The following is a 23,577-nucleotide window of genomic DNA, read 5'->3' on the forward strand; positions in this document are numbered from 1 at the left end:
TTATTTTTATTATATCCATACTGGGGTCGTTTGCATCGACTCAGGAATCGCAATGCCCATGCGCTGCAAAATATTGGGCGCAATAGCCGTTTGACTAATTACATAGTCTGGTGGCGGGCCCTGAATAGCATGGTTAGGGTTAGCAAAGTAGTAAATAGGAATATCGCGCATAATGGCTTCAGTGCCGCCATGGTGACCACGAGCACTTTGGCCGTGATCTGCGGTGATGATGAGATCATAACCTTGTGCTTGCCACCGAGGGATAAAATCGCCCAGCACTGCATCGATGGTGTAACAATTTTTGTCGATTTGAATGGAATCAAATCCATAATTATGGCCTAAGCTGTCCAACGTACAGGAATGGAATAAAAAATAATCTGGCTGGTGCCGTTCAATAAGTAAGCTCATTTGCCAAAAAAGGTCAATGTCTGAGGGCGTTGCAGGCTGGGCTTTATTGGCTCCAGCCATGGTATAAAAACGGGCGTGTTGAATAGGTCGATGAATGTCATCCACTTCCATATCGCGCATGGGATCAAAAGGGCTGGCTTGGAAATAATCTGAAAAAATGAATGGGCGATCGCTGCTGTAGTGCCACCTGCGGCTCTGACAGCACTAAAAACATCGGCATCTTCTAACTTGCCTTCATGGTAGTTAGAGGTCACACCATGGTCTTGAGGTGTGAGCCCTGTATGGATGCTGGCGTAACATGGGCCAGACACGGATGGCAACACTGCTTGGCCTTGCCACACTCTTGCTTCTTCCGCTTCTACCCAACCTTCTAAGTTGCCCATAAGCTGGCGCGCATAGGAATAACCAAGTCCGTCTAAAATTAACAAAATAACTCTATTTTTCAAAACTTTGAAACCTATATTATTAGTATTATCAAATTCTTGTGGTACTCTTATGCAAGGGATTTCAGTGTGGCATTCTCGCCACGCAAAATGCAACCCTAGTGATCACAAGACTTTAGTTATTAAGAGGCGCATATCGACCCTGTATCAGACACTAGTATTACCCAACTGCTCATTGGCTTAGCGGGTGGGGTAGCCTTGCTTATTTGGGGCTTAAAGCGGGTGCAACAGGGAATGAAACGAGCTTTTGGTGGGCGCCTTACTTATTTGATTCGTGATCGTTTTGCCGGTGTCTGGTCTGCTTTAGGTTTAGGTGTATTTCTTACTCTCATTTTGCAAAGTAGTACGGCATCTGCATTACTTGCAGCATCTTTAGGTGTGCAAGGTGAAGCAGGTCTAGCCTTATTGTTAGGTGCTGATGTAGGTACCACTCTTGTCGCGCTGGTGCTTACTTTTGACCTTAGTGCTTTTAGCCCTTTGTTGCTAGCCGTTGGGATCTTTATGGAGCTGCGCGCCAAAGACAAGCGGCAGCGTGGCATTGGTGAAGGGCTTATGGGTTTAGGTCTGATGCTATTGGCACTTGGGTTATTGCGTCAACAAGCAGTCCCGCTGGAGGGCTCTGCACTCTTTAGCGACATGCTGCAAAGTCTCATTGCGGAGCCTTGGTTAGCTATTTTATTTGCTGCCGTACTCACCTTTTTACTCCACTCTAGTCTTGTGATGGTACTTTTATTGGCGGGCCTTGTGGGGGCTGGCGTCATTGGTGTCGAGTCTGGCATGATGCTCATCCTTGGGGTTAATATTGGCAGTGCGGGTATTCCTGTGTACTTGTCACGCAAGTCGAGCAATGCCAAACGGGTGGCACCCCTAGGCAACTTAATATTACGCACCATCGGTGCTATGGCTTTTGCACCATGGGTAACGGAAGTCCATATGGGGCTCAACTACGTGAGTATGGACCCAGCCTGGCAGGTTGTATTAATGCACTGTTTGTTCAACGTGACTGTTGCTGCTTTTGGCATGTTAATTGTGAGTAAGTTGGCAGGTTGGATTGATACGCGTCTGCCGCGTGAAACTTTAGCCCCTTTACCAAGTCCTAAATACCTTAAAGATGTGCAAGAAACGGCACCGTCAGCGGCGTTGGCTAACGTTGTACGAGACACCCTCACCATGGGTGAGTTGCTTGAAGATATGCTGCGTGAGGTGCATCTAGGCATGACCGAGCGCTATGATGCGTTGGAGAAAAAAATCCATCAAAGTGATGACATTATTGATGATTTCCATCAACAAATTAATGCTTATTTATTAGAGCTGGGTGGTCAGGACTTAACTGAAGATGAACGCTATCGCTGCCAAGATTTGCTCCTATTCATCACTAATATAGAGCATGCAGGTGATATCTTAGAGCGCAGCATGACCCTTTTATTAAAGAAGAAAAACAATTTACACATTGATTTTACTGATTATGAAAATGAAGCCTTAGATTCGAGCATGAAGGCTATTTTTAAAGTCATGCCCATGTCGTTCCAAGTGATGATGAGTGAAGATGTGAGCAGCGCTCGGGGCCTCATTCAGGCTAAACATGAGTTTAACATCAACCATCAAAAGAGCCTAGATGGTCAGCAGCACAGAACCATGCAAGCTGAAAAAGCTAACCCTGTAGCCCATTCTTTGTTCACTGATTTAATGCGAGACGTTAAGCGCCTGCATTCTCATTTCACGGCCATCGCCTATCCTGTACTTAATCGCGAAGGTGAACTTAGAACCAGTCGGTGGAGAGGGTATAATGAGCCAAAGTCTGCTCAATCTATGCCTGATCAACTCAATGATGCCCCAGCGCCTGATGTTTTGGTGGTTGACACAACTGATGTTGCTCAAAGTGATGTGGATCAGGCAGTAGAAGTGGCGGCACAAGTAGCGCAAGTTGTGGAACTACCGGAAGTCTCTGAAGTATCTGAAATAACGGAAGTCTCTGAAACAGCGGAAGTCTCTGAAACAGCGGAAGTAGCGCCAGTTCAAGCTGGGATTAAACCTTTGTGATCCGGGCTAAGCGCCCATTTGATGCAAGCAAGATCAAAGGTATTGTTTTTGATAAAGATGGAACCCTGCTCGATTTTCATGGCACATGGATGCCAAAGTTGCGAGCTGCAGTATCTGCGTTAGCCAATGGCGACGCAAATGTGGCTTTAACTATGCTGAAAATAGTAGGTTTTGATAGTCATCAAAACCGAGTGTTGGGTGGATCTGTGTTAGCAGCGGGAGATAATCGAGATATTAGCCTGATTTGGGCACCCTTGGTGAATCAATCTGTTGATCGGGTTGAGGCTTTATTGAATAAGATGTTTGCAGACTCTACTTATGGGGACAGCGTCGCTGTGAAAGAGCTTACTCCAAGCCTCAATAAGCTGGCTCATTTAGGTTTAGTCCTTGGGGTAGCGACTATGGATAGTGAGGCAGGAATCAAAGCCACGTTAAGTGACTTTGGGTGTTTGCACCTGTTTGACTATGCCGTGGGCTATGACTCTGGCTTTGGCAGTAAACCGGGGCCAGGCATGGTGTTAGGCTTTTGCCAACACACCGGTTTAAAACCTGAAGAAGTTATGGTGGTGGGTGACAACACTCATGATTTACACATGGGTCAAAGTGCGGGTGCAGGCTTTAATGTTGGCGTACTCACAGGCACAAGCACTCGATCTGAATTAATCACTGATGCTGATTTGGTATTAGATTCGATTGCTGATCTTAGGGCCCTTTGGGCCTAATTTATAAGGCCTTCATTATGTTAATTTTTAGACTATTCTAGTGTGGTCATTAATAGCCATGGCCTGCTATCATGCAACGCGTTATTCGATTCAATTAAAGGTGTATCTCCCATGGCAAAGACCATTATATCAACCAACAAAGCCCCCGCAGCAATTGGCACCTACTCGCAGGCTGTGAAGGTCGGCAATATCGTTTACATTTCTGGTCAAATTCCGTTAGATCCAGACACTATGGAAGTGTGTGGTCAGGACTTTGCGACTCAAGCCAAGCAGGTGTTTGAAAATTTAAAGGCGGTTGCAGAAGCCAGCGGTGGTTCCTTGGCCGATGCGGTTAAGTTGAATATATCCATGACCGACTTGTCTAATTTTCCTACGATTAATGAGATTATGGCGACGTATATCGATCAACCATATCCTGCGCGAGCTGCCGTAGGTGTTGCGGCGCTTCCGAAAGCTGTGCAAGTAGAGATTGAAGCTATTCTTCATTTAGACTCTTGAAAAGTAACGTCCAAAAAGGCTATGGCCAGGACCAAGTTAAGGAATTAAAAGAGCTTGAGTTAATGGCTCTTTTAAAGTCCTTGTGGCCCTACCTTATGATTCATAAGGCACGGGTGATTATCGCTATGGCCTTGTTGGTAAGTGCCAAAGGAGTGGCTTTGGTCATTCCTTGGGTCTTCAAACATATTGTTGATGCCTTAGATGGTGGTAGTCCAGAGCAACTACTTGTTATCCCCTTGGGTTTTGTCCTGCTGTACGGAGGCATGCGCTTTGGTGCCGTATTTTTAGGTGAACTGCGTGATGCGGTGTTTAGCCGAGTCACAGAAAGTGCCATGAGTAAAGTGGGCTTAGAAGTGTTTGCGCACTTGCATCAGTTGGAGCTCGATTTTCACCTAGGTCGCCAAACAGGTGGTATATCTCGTGACATAGACCGTGGCACCAACGGCATCAACTTTATGATGCGCTTCATGGTGTTTAACATCTTACCCACCATTATTGAACTCATTGTTGTAATGCTGATCTTGTTATTTGCCTTTGATGTGTGGTTTTCAGCCGTGACTTTGGTGTGTGTAGTGGCTTATGTGGCGTTTAGTATTAAGACCACAGAATGGCGCACTCGATTTGTAAAAGAGGCTAATCGTTTAGACAGTAAGTCGAGTACCCGTGCTGTAGATAGCTTGCTCAATTTTGAAACTGTGAAATATTTTAATAATGAGGCTTTTGAAGCCAAACAATACAACACTAATTTACGAGCTTGGGAACAGGCGCGGGTCGATAATCGATTATCTTTAGCGTTGCTAAACTCTGGGCAAGCATTAATTATTGGTTTAGGGGTGACGGCCCTGATGTACTTAGCTGCGAAGGGTGTGGCTGAAGAAACCATGACTATTGGTGACTTGGTCATGGTCAACTTATATCTTTTACAGTTGTTTGTGCCCTTGAACGCCTTAGGTTTTATTTACCGTGAGATCCGCAGAGCTTTGTCTGACATAGAGAATATGTTTGGTCTACTCAGGCGCCAATCCACAGTGCAGGATAAAGCGCAAGCCACCGTGTTGAAGGTTGAACAGGCAGCTATTGAATTTGAAGCGGTCGATTTTAGCTATCAGAGCCAACGGCAAATTCTGAAACAACTGAGTTTTAGCGTCGCCCCTGGTGAAAAAGTAGCCATTGTAGGGCCCAGTGGTTCTGGCAAATCAACGATTGGACGCTTATTATTTCGCTTCTACGATATCAGCGCGGGTGCTATTCGGGTTGATGGTCAAGATGTGCGAGACGTGCAACAACTCAGTTTAAGGCAGGCCATTGGTGTGGTGCCTCAAGATACGGTTCTTTTTAATGATACCATTTGGAATAATGTTGCCTATGGCTGTCCTGAGGCCAGCGACGAAGCGATTTGGAAAGCCATTGATATGGCTTCATTAAGGAGTTTTGTCGAATCCATTCCAGACGGTGTAGCCACCATTGTAGGTGAGCGCGGCTTAAAGGTTTCTGGTGGTGAAAAGCAACGCATCGCCATTGCCAGAGTGCTGTTAAAGAATCCAGCGATCTTATTATTTGATGAAGCGACTTCGGCCCTAGATTCAGAATCTGAACGTAGTATTCTTAAAGCCATGGCAGACATATCGGCCAACAAAACTACCCTAGTTATTGCCCACAGATTATCTACTGTGGTTGATGCAGACCGAATTTTGGTGGTTGACGGTGGAGAAATTGTAGAGCAGGGCAGTCATCAAGAGTTACTCACCCAAGATGGCCAGTACGCTCGATTGTGGCAGATGCAACAAACCACTAACGGTTAAAAAACAGCCTTAAGCGCTTGCAGGCTTGCTGTAAAATAGACAGATCTGTGGCATAAGAAAGACGAAAGTGTTGTGGCAGGCCAAAAGCGCTGCCCGGCACTAACGCCACTCCAGTGTGAGCCAATATATCCTCGACTAGTTGCAAGTCGTGAGCATAGTTAAGGTGGAACATCGCCACACTACAATCGACAAAGGTGTAAAAAGTACCTTGGCTCGGCAAGGCGTCTAACCCAGATATTTGATTAAGCTGATCGATAACGTAATCATGTCGTTGTTGATAGGCTTGCACCATAGGTTGCAACAGGTCTTGTGGGCCATCTAAGGCAGCTAAAGCTGCCGCTTGGCTGATGCTGCTGGCGCAGGAACTGGATTCAGTCTGAGCATTAGTCATGGCAGCAATTATGGCTTCTGGACCCACGGCATATCCAATCCGCCAACCGGTCATCGCATAGGCTTTAGATACCCCGTTGACTAACACACAACGCTCAGCCAGATCAGGACACACGTTTAGCAAATTGGCTAAAGGCTCCGAACCCCAGTAGATGTGTTCGTATATATCATCACTTAAAATAATCACCTGTGGGTGCAACCGCAGTACTGCCCCAATATCGATTAACTCGCTACGACTGTAGGTTTGTCCACTTGGATTGCACGGGCTGTTAAACATTAACAGTTTGGTTTTATCCGTAATGGCAGCTGATAATTGTGCCCCAGAGAGTTTAAACGCCTGTGATGCTGGGCAAGGTAGAACAATAGACTGAGCGCTCGCCATAGCCACCATAGCATCATAGGATACCCAGTAAGGTGCTGGGATAATAACTTCATCGCCTGCTTCTAGGATGGCCACTGTTAGGTTGTAGATACTCTGTTTAGCACCATTGCTGACTAGTACTTGGTTCGTGTGGTAACTCAACTGGTTGTCACGCTGGTATTTTTCACAGATCGCTTGGCGCAAGGCCAAGGTGCCTGCGACATGGGTATAGCGAGTTTGTCCTGTTTTCATGGCCACAATCGCAGCGTCAATCACACGGTTGGGGGTATCGAAGTCGGGTTCACCAACGGCTAAATTGATAACGTCTGCACCATCGGCTTTCATTTGTGAGGCTAAATTACTAATACGCACAGTAGCAGATGGCTTAAAAGATTGGATTCGTTGCGAAAGAGGCCACGTCACGGGCATAACTCCGTTATAATGTTGGGTTGCTGCATTAGGGTATCACGCTGGGCCCTAGATAATGAATCCAAAATGAAGTAAATAATGAATCCTCAATTTGAATTAAAGTCAAAGTTTGAACCTGCAGGCGACCAGCCTACAGCCATTAAAGAGCTAGTAGAGGGCATAGGGGCAGGCTTAGCTGCGCAAACCTTACTTGGTGTAACAGGCTCAGGCAAAACCTACACCATTGCCCAAGTGATCAATCAAATCCAGCGGCCCACTATAGTGATGGCCCATAATAAAACCTTGGCGGCTCAGTTGTATGGTGAATTTAAGGAATTTTTTCCTAATAACTCCGTAGAATATTTTGTATCTTATTACGATTATTACCAACCTGAAGCCTATGTACCTGCCTCTGATACCTTTATTGATAAAGATTCATCGATTAATGAACACATCGAACAAATGCGGCTGTCGGCCACCAAGGCCCTGTTAGAGCGCTCTGATACTATTATTGTAGCCACGGTGTCTGCTATTTATGGTTTGGGGGACCCAGAGTTGTACCATAAAATGGTTTTACACCTAAATCGTGGTGACAAGTGGGACCAGCGAGACCTTGTGAGGCGTCTTGCTGAGCTGCAATACACGCGTAACGACGTGGACTTCCATCGCGCCACTTATCGAGTGCGAGGGGATGTAATTGATATTTTTCCTGCTGAGTCAGACGAAGAAGCGGTGCGCATTGAGCTATTTGACGATGAGATTGAACGTCTCAGCTACTTTGATCCCCTCACAGGGCAGATATTGCGCAAGGTTCCAAGGTTAACTGTATATCCTAAAACGCATTATGTAACGCCAAGAGAAACCTTGTTGGCGGCCATTGATGAAATTGAGCTGGAACTCAAAGATCGTTTGCAATACTTCCGTGACCACAACAAACTTGTCGAAGAACAGCGCTTAGAGCAGCGCACTCGCTACGATATTGAAATGATCCGAGAACTAGGTTTTTGTTCAGGCATAGAGAATTACTCTCATTACTTGTCTGGTCGAAAACCAGGCGAACCCCCACCGACTTTATTCGATTACCTACCCTCTGATGCGTTGCTCATTATGGATGAATCCCATGTTAGTGTGCCGCAACTGGGAGCCATGTATAAAGGTGACCGGTCTCGAAAAGAAACCTTAGTGCAATATGGCTTCAGATTGCCTACCGCCCTTGACAATCGGCCCATGAAATTTGAGGAATGGGAGGGTATATCACCACAAAAGATTTTTGTTTCAGCGACCCCCAGTGTGTATGAACAAGATCATACAGACAGAGTCGTTGAGCAGGTGGTGAGACCGACTGGGCTAGTCGATCCACAAATTGAAATCCGCCCAGCGACGAGTCAAGTAGATGACTTGATGTCTGAAATTAGTATTACGGCAGCTAAAAATGAGCGAGTGTTGGCTATTGTATTAACCAAACGTATGGCAGAAGATCTGACAGATTACCTGCACGAACATGGCATCCGAGTGCGCTATTTACACTCCGATATTGATACCGTAGAACGGGTGGAAATTATCCGTGATTTGCGTTTAGGTGAATTTGATGTCTTGGTGGGCATAAACCTTCTCAGAGAAGGTTTAGACATGCCAGAAGTTTCCCTAGTGGCTATCTTAGATGCGGACAAGGAAGGCTTCTTGCGTTCAGAACGTTCTCTCATTCAAACCATTGGTCGTGCTGCAAGAAACTTGAATGGCAGGGCCATACTATATGCTGAGCGTATTACGGGATCGATGCAAAGGGCCATGGACGAAACTGAGCGCCGTAGGAATAAACAAATTGAGCACAACAGGGTTAATAACATTGTACCCAAAGGCGTCATTAAGTCAGTGCAAGATATTATGGAAGGGGCTTACACTCCCGGTGCTGGGAAAAATAAAGGTGGGAAAAATGGCAAACAAGTGGCGGAAAATCAGCTTGATTACACCACCGATAGCGCGTCTTTAAATAGTAAGCAGTTGTCTAAACTGATTAGCAAAACAGAAGATGCTATGTATGAAGCCTCAAAGGATCTGAAGTTTGAACAAGCGGGTCGTTATCGTGATCAACTGCACCAGCTCAAGAGCCAATTGATGAGTCGTTAAATCGGGCAAAATACGGATAAACTGCTTGAAATCAAGACTCAAACTCCGTATTATTCGCGACTTAGAGTTTCTAGGACTATAGCTCAGTTGGTTAGAGCGCATCGTTGACATCGATGAGGTCGGCGATTCGAATTCGCCTAGTCCTACCATATTAAGTGACAAAAACAGCCCCTAACGGATCATGCCGAGGGACTGTTTTTGTTTTTACTTGGCTGCAATGTTCCACCGTCAGTAAACATTTTGGCCGCGATGGGTTTGGATGTATCTGTGAGCCTTTTAAATGGGGCGCTCCTCAACTTTAAACTACTAATCAATGGATCTGGATCAGTCAATCAAACCTTGATTATCTTTAGTATCTTTTTGATGACCTTTTACTATTGAAAGTTTTATCCTTGACTCATCGTCAAAAATCAGGATATTGAATTAAATGTTCAAGCGGTCCCTGATTTGATAAAAAAGTACAGATGGAGCCAGGAACCATGGGTTTCCTGTGTATAGAGGGCGCGTTTCAAATTCAATCTCATTAAATGCGGTGTGACCTTCTTTGAGCCCTAGGGCTTGTTGTCCAATTCTCATTCCAAGGTACCCAGCCATGCCAGCACCTGCTCCACAGTAGCCCATAGCATAGTAAAGACCATCTTTAACTCCAATATGCATAAGGGTGTCAAAAGTAAAAGCCACATAACCCATCCAGGAATGACTGATTCTTGTTTGTGTTAACTCTGGAAAAATTCGAGATAATGATTTGTGTAGCTTGGGGCCACTCAAACATGGATTGCTCTCTCTAAGGGATACTCGTCCACCAAATATAATACGGCTGCGATCAGGACTGGGGCGATAATAATAGACTACTTTGCGGGTGTCACTAACGATGCGGTTTTTGGGCATTAGCTGGTCCATTAGTTCTTTGTCTACAGGCTCGGTTGCAATGACATAACTACCAATAGGAATAACTCTGCGCTGCAACTGTGGGGTTAAAGAACCTGTATAACCGTTAGTAGCAATAATAACTTTGTCGGCGAGCACTATACCTTTAGACGTTTTTACACTAAAGCCATTTTTATCTCTGTTGATGTTTTCGGCTGCACAGTATGAAATAATGACAGCTCCAGCACTAAGTGCTGTATTCAATAAACCTTTGTGATATGCCGCTGGGTCGACTGACGCGTGTTTTGGAAAAATGGCTCCACCAAAATAGACATCAGTACCTAATTCAGAGCGCTGGTCTGTTCTTGGAATCATATAGGCGTGGTTCTCAAGTCCAGAAACTTGTTGTTCAACAGCCCTTGCTAGTTTTTCATACTGAGCGACATTGTGTGCTGCATGGAAACGCCCAACCACATTGTAACTACAATCAAGACCTTCCTCTCTGATGAAGTCCCCAGTAAACTGTAATGCCTGTTTACCTTCGGAATGAATAGCGAAAGCCATGTCCTTACCATGTTTTTTTTCAAGCTCAAAAAAACTGGGTTTAACGCTGGTGCTGACTTGCCCACCGTTTCTTGTACTACCCCCCCAGCCAGCGTGCTCAGCATCAATAACTAAAGTGTTTCTTGACCCTCGGGCAGTCTGGATTGCCGCATGAAGGCCAGTGTAACCAGCACCAATAATCAGCACATCAACTTTTTTAGGAAGCTCTACTTCTTCCTGAGTAGATACAGCAGTCTGATCCCACCAATAAGGTTGTTCTTTATAATCTTGTGTAAACATATAGGGCCTCTTTGGATATCTTATTGGTGATCTTGCAGGATCATATCGGAAGCTTTTTCTGCTGCCATGATGACCGCAGCATTGGTGTTGCCAGAAATTAATGTTGGGAAGATAGATGCATCAACAATGCGCAAATTATGCAAGCCATGGACTTTCAGTCTCGGATTAACAACGTTTTCTTTCTCATGAAGTCCCATACGACATGTTCCGACAGGATGGTAAACTGTAACACTTCTGTTTTTAATATCCTCAATGAGATCGGCATCACTTTGGGCTGCAAATCCTGGTTCAATCTCTTTTTGAATGATTGTTGTTAAAGATGGGGCCGCACATAATTTCCGAATAAATTTAGCCCCTTCCAACATTTCTTGAATATCAAACTCATCATTAAAATAATTAGGATGAATACTAGGTGGTGTATTTGGGTCTGAATTTTTTAGTTCAATATAGCCCCTGCTGCGCGGACGGGTAGGCTGGGCACTTAATAGAAAACCGGGGAAAGGGTCTGGATTCATCAAAGGGCGCTCACCAGGAAGAGCTTTGGTATAACTGACAGGGGAAAAAAAAAGTTGCATATTGGGTTTAGTTAAAGAATCATTGGTGGTGACAAACCCCCCAGCTTGATTAACACCAAGGGATAATGGGCCTCTGCGTGATAGAATATATTTTAAACCATACCAAGCTTTACCCCAAAATGGATTTAGCTGTTGATTGAGTGTCGGCACCTTTGATCGATAAAGGAAATCAATACACAGATGATCTTGCATGTTTTGGCCCACTGCGGGGGCGTCATAAATGACTTCAATGTTTTTATCTTTTAAAGCCACCACGTCACCAACACCAGACAAATTTAGTAGTTGTGGAGTATTGATCGAACCCGCTGATAAAATTACTTCTTTGCTGGCCAATACTCTTGTTGTTTTACCCCTTTGCCTGTATTCAATACCGATAGCAGTTTTATTTTTAAACAAGATGCGAGTGGCAAGGGCGTGTTTCATAACTGTGACATTTGACCTTTTTCTCGCAGGCCAAAGGTATGCGCGTGCGCTTGACATGCGAATCCCATTTTTCAAGGTATTTTGATAATAACCGACACCATCTTGTTTCTCGCCATTAAAATCAGGGTTAAAAGCCAAGCCACACTCTTCACCCGCTTTTATAAAATTTTGGCATAAAGGGTGAAGGTCTTTTGAAACATCACACACGTGCAGCGGGCCATCGCCACCGCGCCAACTATTGGCTCCATTAGAATTTTTTTCTGACTTCTTAAAATACTCGAATACACTATCCCAACCCCAGCCAACGTTACCAAGGTTTTCCCATTCATTAAAGTCTTGCTGTTGTCCTCGGATGTAAACCATGGCATTGATTGAACTCGACCCACCGAGAACTTTACCTCTTGGCCAATAACTAGACCTACCGTTTAAGCCCTCGACAGGTTCTGTTTGATACATCCAGTTCAATTTTTTGTCATAAAAAGCCTTGCCATAACCAATGGGAATTTGTACCCATGGAGAAAGATCTGAGCCGCCAGCTTCAAGGATAAGTACTTTATATTGACCATTTTCAGATAATCTGTTGGCCAATACACATCCCGCCGAACCTGCGCCAACGATTATGAAATCATAAATATTCATTGTATAACCTTCTTAGCCATTCGGCTGCAATAGCTAATGGTTCATAAAACATAGTGGGAAAGATTAAATAAATATTGGTTATAAATATACAACCATTATAATAATTTCACCAGACCAATATAGCTTGTTACAATTGCTCTTTAAAGGTACCAGCCATGATGATAATGCTCGATTTTATTTCCTTAGGGTTGACCGAACCAAAGCCTAGAGTAAACCCTTTCTTTTCAATTGCCTTGATGCAGTACCTACTTAATGGTAAAGCTGAAATCCCTTTTTTATCAAGCGCAACAGACAGACTTATCTCATTAACATCTTGTTTTAAATACCCTACCGTATGCAGGCCACTTTGTGTTGGTTGAATGTCTAAATGCTCTGACAAATAGACTTCAGATAGATCCTTTAATGAATGATAACGTTCTGCATAAATGCTTCTCATTCTGCGTATGTGCGTGGCGAAATAGCCTTCGTCCATAAAATCAGCGATGACAGCCTGGTGGTGTGTTACTGTGCCGGATTGAAAAGAATTAAAAACTTGTTCAAACGTTTCGATTAGTCCCACAGGGGCAATGATAAAACCAATACGCAAGGAAGGAAAAATGCTTTTCGAAAAAGTGCCTACATAGATAACACGATCACTTGTATCCACACTTTTCAAAGTTGGGACAGGCTGGCCTTCAAAGTGGAATTCACTGTCATAATCATCCTCAATGATCCAAGCATTTGCCTCTTCAGCAGCTACAAGTAAAGAAAAACGGCGGCTCAAACTCATTACAACGCTTAATGGCTGCTGGTGAGATGGCGTGACAAAAGCTAGTTTGAAATCAGGGGCTTGTTTCAACCCTTCACTTACGATGATGCCTTCTTTGTCTACATTGACAGGAATGAGCTTTGCTCCATTAGCAATTAAGCTGTTTCGAGCGCCAATAGCACCAGGATTCTCTATCCAAACCTTATCATTGGGGTTGAGCAACATACTGCCAATCAGTTGAAAAGCATGCTGTGCTCCCCCTGTAATAAAAACTTGTTTGGGGTCGCACAGTATTCCTCGACTAGCATTTATGTGTGATGCAATAGCAATGCGAAGTCTTTTTAAACCAAAGGGGTGGCCATATCCCATAATTTTGCTCCGATCTCCACGCAAATTTTTGCTTGACAAGCGCAACCATTGAGACATTGGAAATTCATTCAGTGCCGGCAATCCTGTTATAAAGCCACGAGGTTCTTTTGCAAGCTTGTCGCGTGAAATTAAGTTTGGCAATGCTTTAGTTATCGCCTTGGAAAGCTTTATAGGATTCGACTTATTGCCATCATTAGATTTTGGATGTTTTTTTAAAAGAGAGGGACGATCCTCATACATAATATCACTGACAAATGTTCCAGCGCCCAACCGGGCTTCAAGCAATCCTTCTGAAATGAGTCTTTCTACGGCATTGATGATCGTTGTTCTTGACACATTAAGGTCATTCGCTAAGGTCCTGCTTGCGGGCAGTCGCTCTCCAGCTTTAAGGCCTTCGCTTAAGATGATCTTGCGTATGCCCATGAATACTTGAGTGCTGATCTTTTGTTTTGAATCTCTATTAATTGAGATAGATGATAGTAAAGCACCACCGGAGTGTTTCATTAACCTGTGCCTAATTTTTTAAATTGGTCCTAAGTATTTTACATAATGGATCTTACTGTCAATCCAATTGTTGTTATCATTTTAATATTATTTGAAATGGATGTATCAGAGGTTTCATGTTGATTAAAAAAATTGAAACGTTTACGGACGAATACGTTTGTTTTGTGTGTGTAACCGCAGAAGACGGTTTACAAGGTTGGGGGCAAGTTGCGCCTTATTTTGCTGATATAACAGCACAGGTCCTGCACCGACAAGTAGCACCTTATGCCTTAAACCAAGATTCTTTAGATATTGATTATCTGGTTGATATTATTCCTGAAAAGGAACACAAGTTTCCAGGTTCATATCTAAAGCGTGCGATAGGTGGCTTAGATACAGCTTTATGGGATTTGCGAGGTAAACGTGAGGGTAAAAGTGTTTGTGAGCTTTTAGGTGGCACCCCTGGCGTTATTCGGGCTTATGCTTCGTCCATGAAACGTGATATTACCCCCCAAAACGAGGCGGCAAGGTTTGTTCGTTTGAGAGAGGAGCAGGGTTTTGATGCATTTAAATTTAGAATTGGAGCTGAGTGTGGCCGCAATCAAGATGAATGGCCTGGTCGTACCGAGGAAATTATCCCTACTATAGCCCGTGCCTTAGGCAGTGACGTTTCTTTATTAGTTGACGCTAACTCCTGTTATTCTCCTGACCGAGCTATAGAAGTCGGGCATATACTTGAGGATTATGGAATTTCTCACTACGAGGAGCCTTGCCCCTATTGGGAGTTTGATCAAACGCGCCAAGTTAAGAATGCACTTTCCATTGATGTAACCGGTGGTGAGCAGGATTGTGAAATGGCGAATTGGCATCAAATGATAGACCAGCGTGTTGTTGATATCATCCAGCCAGATGTGTGCTACCTTGGCGGAATAACACGCACGATGCGTGTTGCAAAAATGGCTGAAGAGGCGGGGATCCTTGTTACACCTCATTGTGCCAATTTAACCTTGGTAACGTTATTTACCATGCACTTGCTGCGTGCGATCCCTAATGCGGGTAAGTACCTTGAGTTTTCAATTGAAGGACACGACTATTATCCATGGCAATATGATCTGTTCTCTAATTCTCTTTTTGATATTAAAGATGGAAATGCGACAGTGACGGACGCTCCAGGCTGGGGCGCTGTGATTAATCCTGCTTGGCTAGCAAAATCTAAATATCAGATTAGTGAGGTTAAGTAATGTTAAAAACATTTTCGAGACTGCTATTAAAAGCTGGATAGACAATTTGAATGCATAGGTGCAAATAAATCTGTCATAGATTTAAACATACTTCTTCTCTTCATCGCGGCACTGGAATGGGCAGTGTGGATACTCCCAATAAAAGGACTCTTTAAAGTCAATATGTTGGTTAAAAACTTTATTATATAAAATAAACAGAGCATGAGAATAGCTTTAAAATTGGTATGGTCAAAGTGTCAAAATGGATCTTTATTAAAGACTAATTCTAAAGCAGGATTCAAGTGGGATAATAGCTAAGTAATAATAATGGTGGTTATTCACAACATAGATTATTCGAAAAAATAATAGGAATTGAAAAATATGAGTAAGCTAAAACTATTCAAAAAGATCTTAATGGCGACTGGTAGTATTGCCCTTTCAGCATCGTATGCTTCATCAGCTAATGCTGGTGATTTGACAATAGCTTCATGGGGAGGGTCCTATCAGGATGCTCAAAGTAAGGCTTTGTTTGTGCCAGGTGCCAAGGCTATGGGCATTAATATCAAACAGGAAACTTATGGCGGCATGTCTGAAGTACGACTCATGGTTAATGCCGGCGCCGTTACAAAAGATATTGTATCTAGTGGTTCAGGCAGTGCTGCTCGAGCAGCTGCAGAAGGCTTGTTGGAAAAGCTTGACTACAGCATTATTGATGTTTCTGATTTTTATCCAACCCTCTACACTGATACTTGTGTTGGCAGTGACGTTTTCTCTACCGTGATGGCTTGGAATACAGAAACATACGGCTCAAATGCCCCTAAAACGTGGGCTGATTTTTGGGACGTCAAAAAATTCCCAGGGTCTCGTGCATATCGCGGTAAAGTTGCGGGAGCCCTAGAACCTGCGCTACTTGCTGATGGTGTGCCAGCAGATAAAGTCTATGAAGTGCTTTCAACTGAGGCGGGTATGCAACGTGCGATCGATAAAATTCGAGAGTTGAAGCCGCACATTGATGTGTTTTGGGGATCAGGTGCTCAGCACGCCCAGCTAATGAAAGATGGCGAAGTTGACATGACGACAGGTTGGAATGGTCGTTTTGATGTTGCTAAAAAAGATGGTGCCAAAGTAGCCTATACATTTAATCAGGCTTTGCTTGATTATGATTGTTTTGCAATTCCAAAAGGAGCTCCAAACAAAGATTTGGCTATGAAATTCTTAGCTGAAATCAGCAAGCCCGAGCTTCAAGCTAACTTGCCATTACATATTACCTATGGGCCCACTAACAAGGCAGCCTACGCAATTGGTAAGATTGATGAAAAGTTGGCCCTCCTGATGCCTTCGCATCCTAAAAATGCTGCACTTCAATTACCTGTATCTTTGGAGTGGTATGCAGAGTTTGAACAGCAAGCTGCAGCTATGTATCAAAACATGCTTACAGAGTAGTTTTATAAGCGCTAGTTAAAGGGAGTGGCATTTCAATTAGAAAGCCCCTCCCTTTTTATTTTGAATATTCAGGGATGGTTTTCATGTCCAAAGTTAATGGTTTGCCAATCTCAATTTCAGGGATTACAAAATGTTATGGTAATTTGTATGCACTGGATCATATTGATTTGGAGATTAAACAGGGTGAGTTTCTTACTCTTTTAGGACCCTCTGGCTCAGGAAAAACAACCTTACTTATGGCACTGGCAGGTTTTACACGGCCTGATCATGGCAGTATTAAGTTTGGTAATGAGGAAGTTGTGCTTAAAGCGCCGCATCAGCGGGGTGTTGGCATGATGTTTCAGAATTATGCGCTCTTCCCTCACATGAATGTTGCACAAAATATTGGTTACCCACTGCGCCTTCGAAAAATAAATAAACCTGAAATTGCTGAACGTGTTAATCAAGCTTTAGAAACAGTTCAACTTACTGGCTTTGGCGATCGTAGGGTTAATCAGCTATCAGGTGGGCAGCGTCAACGTGTTGCTCTAGCTCGTGCCATTGTATTTGGTCCTCGTATCCTGTTGATGGATGAGCCACTCTCCGCTTTAGATAAAAATTTGCGTGAGAAAATGCAAATTGAATTACGTCACCTCCATGAAAAACTTGGAATGACGACTGTATATGTAACACATGATCAACGCGAAGCGTTAACCATGTCTGACCGAATTGTTGTTATTAACAATGGAAAACTAATGCAATGTGCAACACCTCGTGATTTGTATGACTACCCGGCCAACAAATTCGTGGCTGAATTTATTGGAGAGTCTGCATTTTTAAAAGTGGTGCACCAAGGTGATGATATTTATTTCAATGGCCAAAAGCTCTTAGTTGAAGCACAACCTGAGAGCCAACAAGACTCACTCCTGATGATTAGGCCAGAACGTTTAATGGTTATGGTTGATGGGCAGAATGCGGAAAATGCGAATATATTCAATGTCACAGTGAGTGAAATTGTTTATCAGGGCGAAACTAAAATAATATACGTATTATTAAACAATGGAGAAACCATAAGCATGCGACTGAGTACGAGAAGTGGCCAACCGCAGAATAATATCAATGTGGGAGATCAAATCAAACTTGTTCTGCATAAAAGTGATACAACTATTGTAGAAGATGGGGGGTATTGACATGACTACCTCAACACTCGTTCATGTGAATGAAAAAGAACTCAAAACTTATGCTTCTAAAGAACGCAGAGCTTTGTTGGGGCTTACTTCTCCAGCTCTACTGGTCATACTCATTGTAATGGTGATTCCTGTTGGATGGCTGTTTTATTTGTCATTTATAGGTAGTGATGGCAATTTTTCTTTAGAACACTACCAGCGAATGCTTGATAGCAAGTCTTATGCGCGTATTTTTTTAACGACGTTTAAGGTGAGTTTATTAACAACTGCAATCTGTATCCTCATTGGTTACCCCTTAGCTTATTTTTTATCTCAGTTGCCTGCACGGGTTGCAAATATCTGTATGTTATCGGTACTGTTGCCATTTTGGACCTCTCTGCTAGTTCGGACCTATTCATGGTTGGTTCTTCTGCAACGCAAGGGCATTGTCAATCAAGTGGGCATGGATTTTGGATTTTGGGATGAACCTTTAAAACTTGTACATAACCTCAGTGGAACTTTAGTAGGTATGGTGCATATTATGCTGCCATTTTTGATTTTACCGCTTTATGCTTCTATGAAGTCAATACCTCAAGATTATATCAAAGCCTCATCCAATCTAGGGGCCACGCCAACTCAGTCTTTTTGGCAAATTTTCTTTCCCCTTTCGATGCCTGGACTTTTGGCTGGGTCACTGATTGTATTTATTTTGAGCTTAGGCTTTTTTGTAACACCAGCCGTATTGGGGGGTGGAAAAGTTATTATGGTAGCAATGCAAATTACAAATAATATTGAATTATTTTTTGATTGGGGTGCTGCTAGCGCTCTGGGCGTTGTACTTTTAGTGATGACATTTGTGATTCTTTTCGTTGCATCGAAGTTGATGCGCCTTGACAATGTATTGGGTGGGGGGCATTAAAATGAAATGGTTTAACAAACCTGCTTCTGAAACTCAAATTACACATGGCCAAAGGTTATGGCTCTACGTTGTAGCAACTATCATCATGTTCTTACTTGTAGTGCCAACCCTGATTGTTATTCCAATGTCATTTTCAGCTTCACAATACCTAGAATTTCCACCCAAGGAATGGTCATTTCGGTGGTACGAATTTTACTTTAATTCGAATTCATGGATGTCAGCAACTGCAACATCTCTGAAGGCTGGATTATATACAATGCTAGTAGCAACACCGCTAGGCGTAATGGCTTCATATGGACTTTACGTGTGTTCACATCCAGCTGCGCGGCTTGTGTATTTGCTGTTGATCACACCAATTATGATCCCTGTCATTTTGATTGCGATTGGCTCATTCTATATTTATGTGCAAATTGGTCTAGTAAATACAATGTTTGGGCTGGTGGTTGCTCATACAATTCTTGCACTTCCGTTGGTGATTATCGTTGTGACATCGGCTTTTAAGAGTTATGACATGGGCCAGGAACAGGCAGCAAGAAGCTTGGGTGCATCACGCTTTATTGCCTTTATGACCGTGACGCTTCCACAAATAAGATTTTCAGTTATTACAGCGGCATTACTTGCGTTTTTGACCTCGTTTGATGAAGTTATTATCGCAATGTTTGTTTCTGGCGGTGACAATTCAACTTTGACAAAAAATATGTTTAATGCTTTACGGGATCAAATTGACCCCACTATTGCATCAATATCAACCATTATGATTGTTATTTCTTCATCACTTGTTATTGTTACGCAAATTTTTGCAAGAGGTAGGGGTGTTAAATGAAAGGTGTGGACATTCGACCATTAATAGCACCAAACTCGATCGCTTTAGTTGGAGCCTCTTGCACTAAGGATAGTTTTGGTAGAGCTATGCTTAATATGGCACTCTCTGGTAGTTTTAAAGGAAAAATATACCCAGTAAATCCCAAATATACAGACGGCTTAGGGTGTCGTTTCTATAGCACACTATCCGATTTACCTGAAACCGTAGAACACGTCGTTTTGGCCGTTGCTAATGAAAGGTTAGAAAACGCTTTAATAAATGCGATAGAACATAAAGTAAAAGCAGTAACTATTTTTGCTGATTGTAATGGACAAACGCATCAAGGTTTGCCGCTAAAGGACCGTCTAAAAACTATTGCAAAAGAAGCGGGCATTTTACTTTGTGGGCCCAATAGTATGGGTTTTCATAATCTCGATCATGGACTACGTGTTACCCCATTTCCATCTCCTAAAGGGCTTATTGCCGGTTCCATTACAGCAATTTTGCAATCTGGTTCAGTCATGGGTGCATTGGCCCATAATGATCGGCGATTAAGGTTTAACCTTTTGGTGTCTACAGGTTCTGAATATGCTGTTACTGCGGCTGATTATATAAATTGGAGCCTTTCCCAGTCTACAACAAAGGTTATTGGTCTTTTTCTAGAGTCTGTTCGTGACCCTGAATATTTTCTGTCAGTACTTCGACGTGCAAGAGATCAAAATATTCCTGTTGTTTTATTAAAGGTTGGACGCACCGAAATGTCTAGGCAAATGGCGTTGTCTCATACGGGAGCAAAAATGGGAGAGCATCTTGTTTTTGCAACCGTTATGAAATCACACGGTGTACATTTAGTTGAAACAATTGATGAAATGGTAGCGAGCTTACATTTATTTTCTCAGGGCCGGATAGCAGCTTCAGGCCACATTGCCTCTATTCATGATTCTGGTGGGGAGAGAGAGTTACTGGTAGATATTTGCAGTGATGAAAATTTGGAATTTGCTCAACTCTCAACTGCAACAAAGAGCACTATTACACCACTCTTACCTGCCGGGTTAAAGGCTGAAAACCCCCTTGATGCTTGGGGTTCAGGACGTAATGCCAAAGAAACGTTTTTATGTGCTACGAACGCGTTAGTGCAAGATGAGAATGTTGCTGCTGTAATGTATGTATTGGATTGGAGGCAGGATTATTATTTGCATGAGATGCATGAAGAAATAATTAAAAGTGTTGCGCGTGCTACACAAAAACCAATTGCAGCAGTTTCAAATTATGCGCTAACCTTTAATCAAGATTTAGCTTTGAGGCTGTCAGAGCAAAACATTCCACTTCTTGAAGGTACAAAAGAAGCTACTATCGCGTTTAAAAATTTACTTAATCAACGCGATGCCAGCTACGAGGAAAAGTGTGAACATGAACCACACACAGATTTAAAAAGAATCATCCAAGATATTAAAAGTAAAGGTTGGATTGGAGAAGGTGAAGGGTTTCGACTGCTTGGAGAGTATGGCATATCTACACCATTATGGAGGCAAGTTGATAATGTTGTGAGCGCCCTCAGTGCAGCATTTGAATTAGGCTACCCGGTCGTTATGAAAACCGCTATGGCAAATATAGCTCATAAAACAGAAGTAGGTGGAGTTAAACTTAATATTGCTAATAAAGAGCAAGCCCGTATCGCTTATACAGAGTTAAGTAGCCTTTTGGGGCCAGATGTTATTGTTGCACAAATGGTGTCAGGTGAGATTGAATGGATGATTGGAATTGTCAATGATCGTGATTTTGGCCCTGCTGTTATGATTTCTCCAGGTGGAATTATGGTTGAACTATTAGAAGAAAAAGTGATTCTGATGCCTCCTTTCAGCGCAAAACATGCAGCCTTAAAACTTCAAGCGTTAAAGGCAACAAAACTATTAACCGGCTATAGAGGACAGGAAGAGTTGGCATTTGATGCTTTGTGTAAAGCTGCTTCTAATGTTTCTCGTCTAGCGTGTGATTTAGTTGATTACATTGAAGAAATGGATATTAATCCAATTCTTATTTCATCAACAAAAGCAGTGGCCCTTGACGTCATGCTGAAAATAAAAAAGTAGCACATACTATGAATTCACATTCGATATTGCGGCTTGATCCTCATGTGGTTGAAGACAAAATTTATTTTGAAAATAAAATGGATGGGATTACCGCTGGTCTTCGTCATTTAGGTCCTTGCAGCACAGCAATGCAACAAACTTCATGTGATGAGTTCGTGCATGTTTTGAAAGGTTCTCTAAGTATTATATTAAAAAATGGACACAAAGAAAGCATCTGTGCGGGGCAAACTTTTGTGATACCAAAGGGGCTAATATGCCGCCATGAGCAAACAGGTAATACAAAAACCTACTACATGAAATTTGAGGAAGAATTCTCTCTACCTCATCACAATGTGGAGGATATAGGGGTTATTCGGCTTGACCCATCAGATATAGTAAAAGAGATCCCCATAGCTGATACAAGTCAGTTCCAAGGATTGGTTCCCAAACACTATAAATATCAATATTATTCGGATACTACTGGACGTTTTTTAGTTGCCATGTGGAATAGTGATCCATTTGAACGTGCTGTGGCTCCTTTTAATCGGTATGAGCTTATGATATTTTTGCAAGGCAGTGTAAACCTTTCTGACAGCAACACTATTTCTGAGGATTTCAAGGCAGATCAGGCCGCATTTGTTCCTCACTTAGCCCCTTATAAATGGAAAAGTAATGAATATTTAAGTAAGTATTACTGTATCGTTATGCCTAAATAATGGTGTTTTTATGTTTAATTTACGCCTAGACTTAAGCCCCAATGCTGCATAATGTTGTGTAACCAAGGAGAGGCATAATGCACTTATCAAAGATCAATACCTACCCCATCAAGTCCACTCATCCCATATCAATTGAGGCGGGTTATTTGTTCTCTTCCGGTATTGGTTTTGATCGGCATTGGATGTTGATTGATGCTGAAAACAACATGTTAACTTCTCGTAAATACCCTCGTTTATTGCATCTCATTAGTCACATTGAAGGTTCTAGTTTAAGGGTTGTCTTGCCGCAACAAGACTTCCTGCTGCCTTTAGTCCCTAAGCCTAGTGCACCGGTTATGGTAAAGCATTGGGGTGAAAGTTTATTACCTGCTTGGCCCCAAAATTCGGCATTAGATGAAGCCCTTAGTGACTATTTGGGGATGTCTTGCCAGCTAGTTTATAGTGCAAATTTACGTTCGGATGCGCCCATTGAAACGGCATCCTTTGCTGATGCGCAGCCCTTATTATTAACTACCACAGCTTCTCTGGAAGCCTTAAATAAACGCCTAGATGCTGCCGCAGATGAGACCACAGATGAGACCACAGATGAGACCGCAGATAAGAGGATAGGCATGGATCGTTTTCGTGCTAATCTCGTCGTCAATAATCACACGCCTGATATAGAGGATAACTGGAAAAAAATTCGTATAGGAGCGTGTGAATTAGAGGTATCCTACCCCTGTGAACGCTGCGTATTGACCACCATCGATCCTGTGTCCCTTGTCCAGCATAAGCAACAGGAGCCGTTGCGCACGTTGGCACAATACCGGCGTTTAGAGACGGGTGGTGTTGGTTTTGGTATTAACCTTACAGTGTGTTTAGCGGGTCCTATTGCTGTTGGGGATACGGTTGAGATTTTAGAATAGGATAATGGAAATAGATTAAAAGTTTTACTGTAGGCCAATTATGTTCGCGACCTACAGTTTTTGCTTTTGTGTTGAGACAATCGCTACTGCGCTTCTATAAAATGCAGTGACTGTTTAGCCTGTCGATTTAGTTTCAGTATTGATTTAAGTATTGTGACAAGGCGACTTTTTGGCTAAGTTGGACGTCACAATAATGAAGCTTTGGAGTTTGA

General features: G+C 42.9%; 19 protein-coding genes and 1 tRNA gene. 14 read left to right on the forward strand and 6 right to left on the reverse strand.

The window, feature by feature from the left end; all coding sequences use genetic code 11:
* Positions 1-9: 9 nt before the first annotated feature.
* Together ABXT59_RS04725 and ABXT59_RS04730 are read right to left on the reverse strand one after the other, a co-directional pair.
* Entirely contained in the window at positions 10-519 is a 510-nt protein-coding gene (locus ABXT59_RS04725) for an alkaline phosphatase family protein (protein ID WP_443638548.1), read from the reverse strand.
* Entirely contained in the window at positions 405-854 is a 450-nt protein-coding gene (locus ABXT59_RS04730; RefSeq protein WP_443638054.1) for an alkaline phosphatase family protein, read from the reverse strand. The genes ABXT59_RS04725 and ABXT59_RS04730 overlap by 115 nt, the downstream gene beginning before the upstream one ends.
* 195 nt (positions 855-1,049) lie before the next feature.
* On the opposite strand from ABXT59_RS04730, the gene ABXT59_RS04735 reads away from it, so the two are divergent.
* The 4 genes from ABXT59_RS04735 to ABXT59_RS04750 all read left to right on the forward strand — a co-directional run bounded on the left by ABXT59_RS04735 (position 1,050) and on the right by ABXT59_RS04750 (position 5,913).
* Complete coding sequence (locus ABXT59_RS04735) at positions 1,050-2,891, forward strand: Na/Pi symporter (RefSeq protein ID WP_443638055.1); 1,842 nt, start codon at positions 1,050-1,052, stop codon at positions 2,889-2,891.
* Complete coding sequence (locus ABXT59_RS04740) at positions 2,888-3,613, forward strand: HAD family hydrolase (RefSeq protein WP_443638056.1); 726 nt, start codon at positions 2,888-2,890, stop codon at positions 3,611-3,613. The genes ABXT59_RS04735 and ABXT59_RS04740 overlap by 4 nt, the downstream gene beginning before the upstream one ends.
* Positions 3,614-3,724: 111 nt before the next feature.
* Entirely contained in the window at positions 3,725-4,111 is a 387-nt protein-coding gene (locus ABXT59_RS04745; RefSeq protein ID WP_443638057.1) for a RidA family protein, read from the forward strand.
* A 62-nt stretch (positions 4,112-4,173) separates the two neighbouring features.
* On the forward strand, positions 4,174-5,913 hold the full coding sequence (locus ABXT59_RS04750) for an ABCB family ABC transporter ATP-binding protein/permease (RefSeq protein ID WP_443638058.1): 1,740 nt from the start codon (positions 4,174-4,176) through the stop codon (positions 5,911-5,913).
* On the opposite strand, the gene ABXT59_RS04755 is transcribed toward ABXT59_RS04750, so the two are convergent.
* On the reverse strand, positions 5,903-7,087 hold the full coding sequence (locus ABXT59_RS04755) for a pyridoxal phosphate-dependent aminotransferase (RefSeq protein WP_443638059.1): 1,185 nt from the start codon (positions 7,085-7,087) through the stop codon (positions 5,903-5,905). The two genes, ABXT59_RS04750 and ABXT59_RS04755, sit on opposite strands and share 11 nt — an antisense overlap.
* Before the next feature lie 84 nt (positions 7,088-7,171).
* Here ABXT59_RS04755 and uvrB point away from each other — a divergent pair, with 84 nt between their 5' ends.
* Together uvrB and ABXT59_RS04765 are read left to right on the forward strand one after the other, a co-directional pair.
* On the forward strand, positions 7,172-9,199 hold the full coding sequence (gene uvrB / locus ABXT59_RS04760) for an excinuclease ABC subunit UvrB (RefSeq protein WP_443638060.1): 2,028 nt from the start codon (positions 7,172-7,174) through the stop codon (positions 9,197-9,199).
* A 72-nt stretch (positions 9,200-9,271) separates the two neighbouring features.
* Positions 9,272-9,348: transfer RNA gene (locus ABXT59_RS04765), tRNA-Val, on the forward strand.
* A gap of 274 nt (positions 9,349-9,622) precedes the next feature.
* On the opposite strand, the gene ABXT59_RS04770 is transcribed toward ABXT59_RS04765, so the two are convergent.
* The 3 genes from ABXT59_RS04770 to pdxR all read right to left on the reverse strand — a co-directional run bounded on the left by ABXT59_RS04770 (position 9,623) and on the right by pdxR (position 14,167).
* Positions 9,623-10,909, reverse strand: coding sequence for an NAD(P)/FAD-dependent oxidoreductase (locus ABXT59_RS04770; RefSeq protein WP_443638061.1), 1,287 nt, complete (start codon positions 10,907-10,909; stop codon positions 9,623-9,625).
* A 20-nt stretch (positions 10,910-10,929) separates the two neighbouring features.
* Entirely contained in the window at positions 10,930-12,546 is a 1,617-nt protein-coding gene (locus tag ABXT59_RS04775) for a GMC family oxidoreductase (RefSeq protein WP_443638062.1), read from the reverse strand.
* A 127-nt stretch (positions 12,547-12,673) separates the two neighbouring features.
* Positions 12,674-14,167, reverse strand: a complete 1,494-nt coding sequence (gene pdxR, locus ABXT59_RS04780; RefSeq protein ID WP_443638063.1) for a MocR-like pyridoxine biosynthesis transcription factor PdxR — start codon at positions 14,165-14,167, stop codon at positions 12,674-12,676.
* Between the two features lie 116 nt (positions 14,168-14,283).
* Here pdxR and ABXT59_RS04785 point away from each other — a divergent pair, with 116 nt between their 5' ends.
* The 8 genes from ABXT59_RS04785 to ABXT59_RS04820 all read left to right on the forward strand — a co-directional run bounded on the left by ABXT59_RS04785 (position 14,284) and on the right by ABXT59_RS04820 (position 23,365).
* Positions 14,284-15,387, forward strand: coding sequence for a mandelate racemase/muconate lactonizing enzyme family protein (locus ABXT59_RS04785; RefSeq protein ID WP_443638064.1), 1,104 nt, complete (start codon positions 14,284-14,286; stop codon positions 15,385-15,387).
* 360 nt (positions 15,388-15,747) lie between these two features.
* On the forward strand, positions 15,748-16,809 hold the full coding sequence (locus ABXT59_RS04790) for an ABC transporter substrate-binding protein (protein ID WP_443638065.1): 1,062 nt from the start codon (positions 15,748-15,750) through the stop codon (positions 16,807-16,809).
* Positions 16,810-16,892: 83 nt separating this feature from the next.
* On the forward strand, positions 16,893-17,978 hold the full coding sequence (locus ABXT59_RS04795; protein WP_443638066.1) for an ABC transporter ATP-binding protein: 1,086 nt from the start codon (positions 16,893-16,895) through the stop codon (positions 17,976-17,978).
* Position 17,979: 1 nt separating this feature from the next.
* Positions 17,980-18,873, forward strand: coding sequence for an ABC transporter permease (locus tag ABXT59_RS04800; RefSeq protein ID WP_443638067.1), 894 nt, complete (start codon positions 17,980-17,982; stop codon positions 18,871-18,873).
* 1 nt (position 18,874) lies between these two features.
* Positions 18,875-19,696, forward strand: coding sequence for an ABC transporter permease (locus tag ABXT59_RS04805; RefSeq protein ID WP_443638068.1), 822 nt, complete (start codon positions 18,875-18,877; stop codon positions 19,694-19,696).
* Positions 19,693-21,765: an acetate--CoA ligase family protein gene (locus tag ABXT59_RS04810; RefSeq protein ID WP_443638069.1), complete on the forward strand. Its 2,073-nt coding sequence runs from the start codon at positions 19,693-19,695 to the stop codon at positions 21,763-21,765. The genes ABXT59_RS04805 and ABXT59_RS04810 overlap by 4 nt, the downstream gene beginning before the upstream one ends.
* A gap of 8 nt (positions 21,766-21,773) precedes the next feature.
* Complete coding sequence (locus tag ABXT59_RS04815; RefSeq protein ID WP_443638070.1) at positions 21,774-22,460, forward strand: hypothetical protein; 687 nt, start codon at positions 21,774-21,776, stop codon at positions 22,458-22,460.
* Positions 22,461-22,537: 77 nt separating this feature from the next.
* A complete protein-coding gene (locus ABXT59_RS04820; RefSeq protein ID WP_443638071.1) occupies positions 22,538-23,365 on the forward strand; it encodes an MOSC domain-containing protein in 828 nt (275 codons plus the stop codon).
* The last annotated feature ends 212 nt before the right edge of the window (positions 23,366-23,577 follow it).

The sequence above is a fragment of the Candidatus Njordibacter sp. Uisw_058 genome, assembly GCF_047730065.1.
Taxonomy (GTDB): Bacteria; Pseudomonadota; Gammaproteobacteria; order Pseudomonadales; family Balneatricaceae; genus Njordibacter.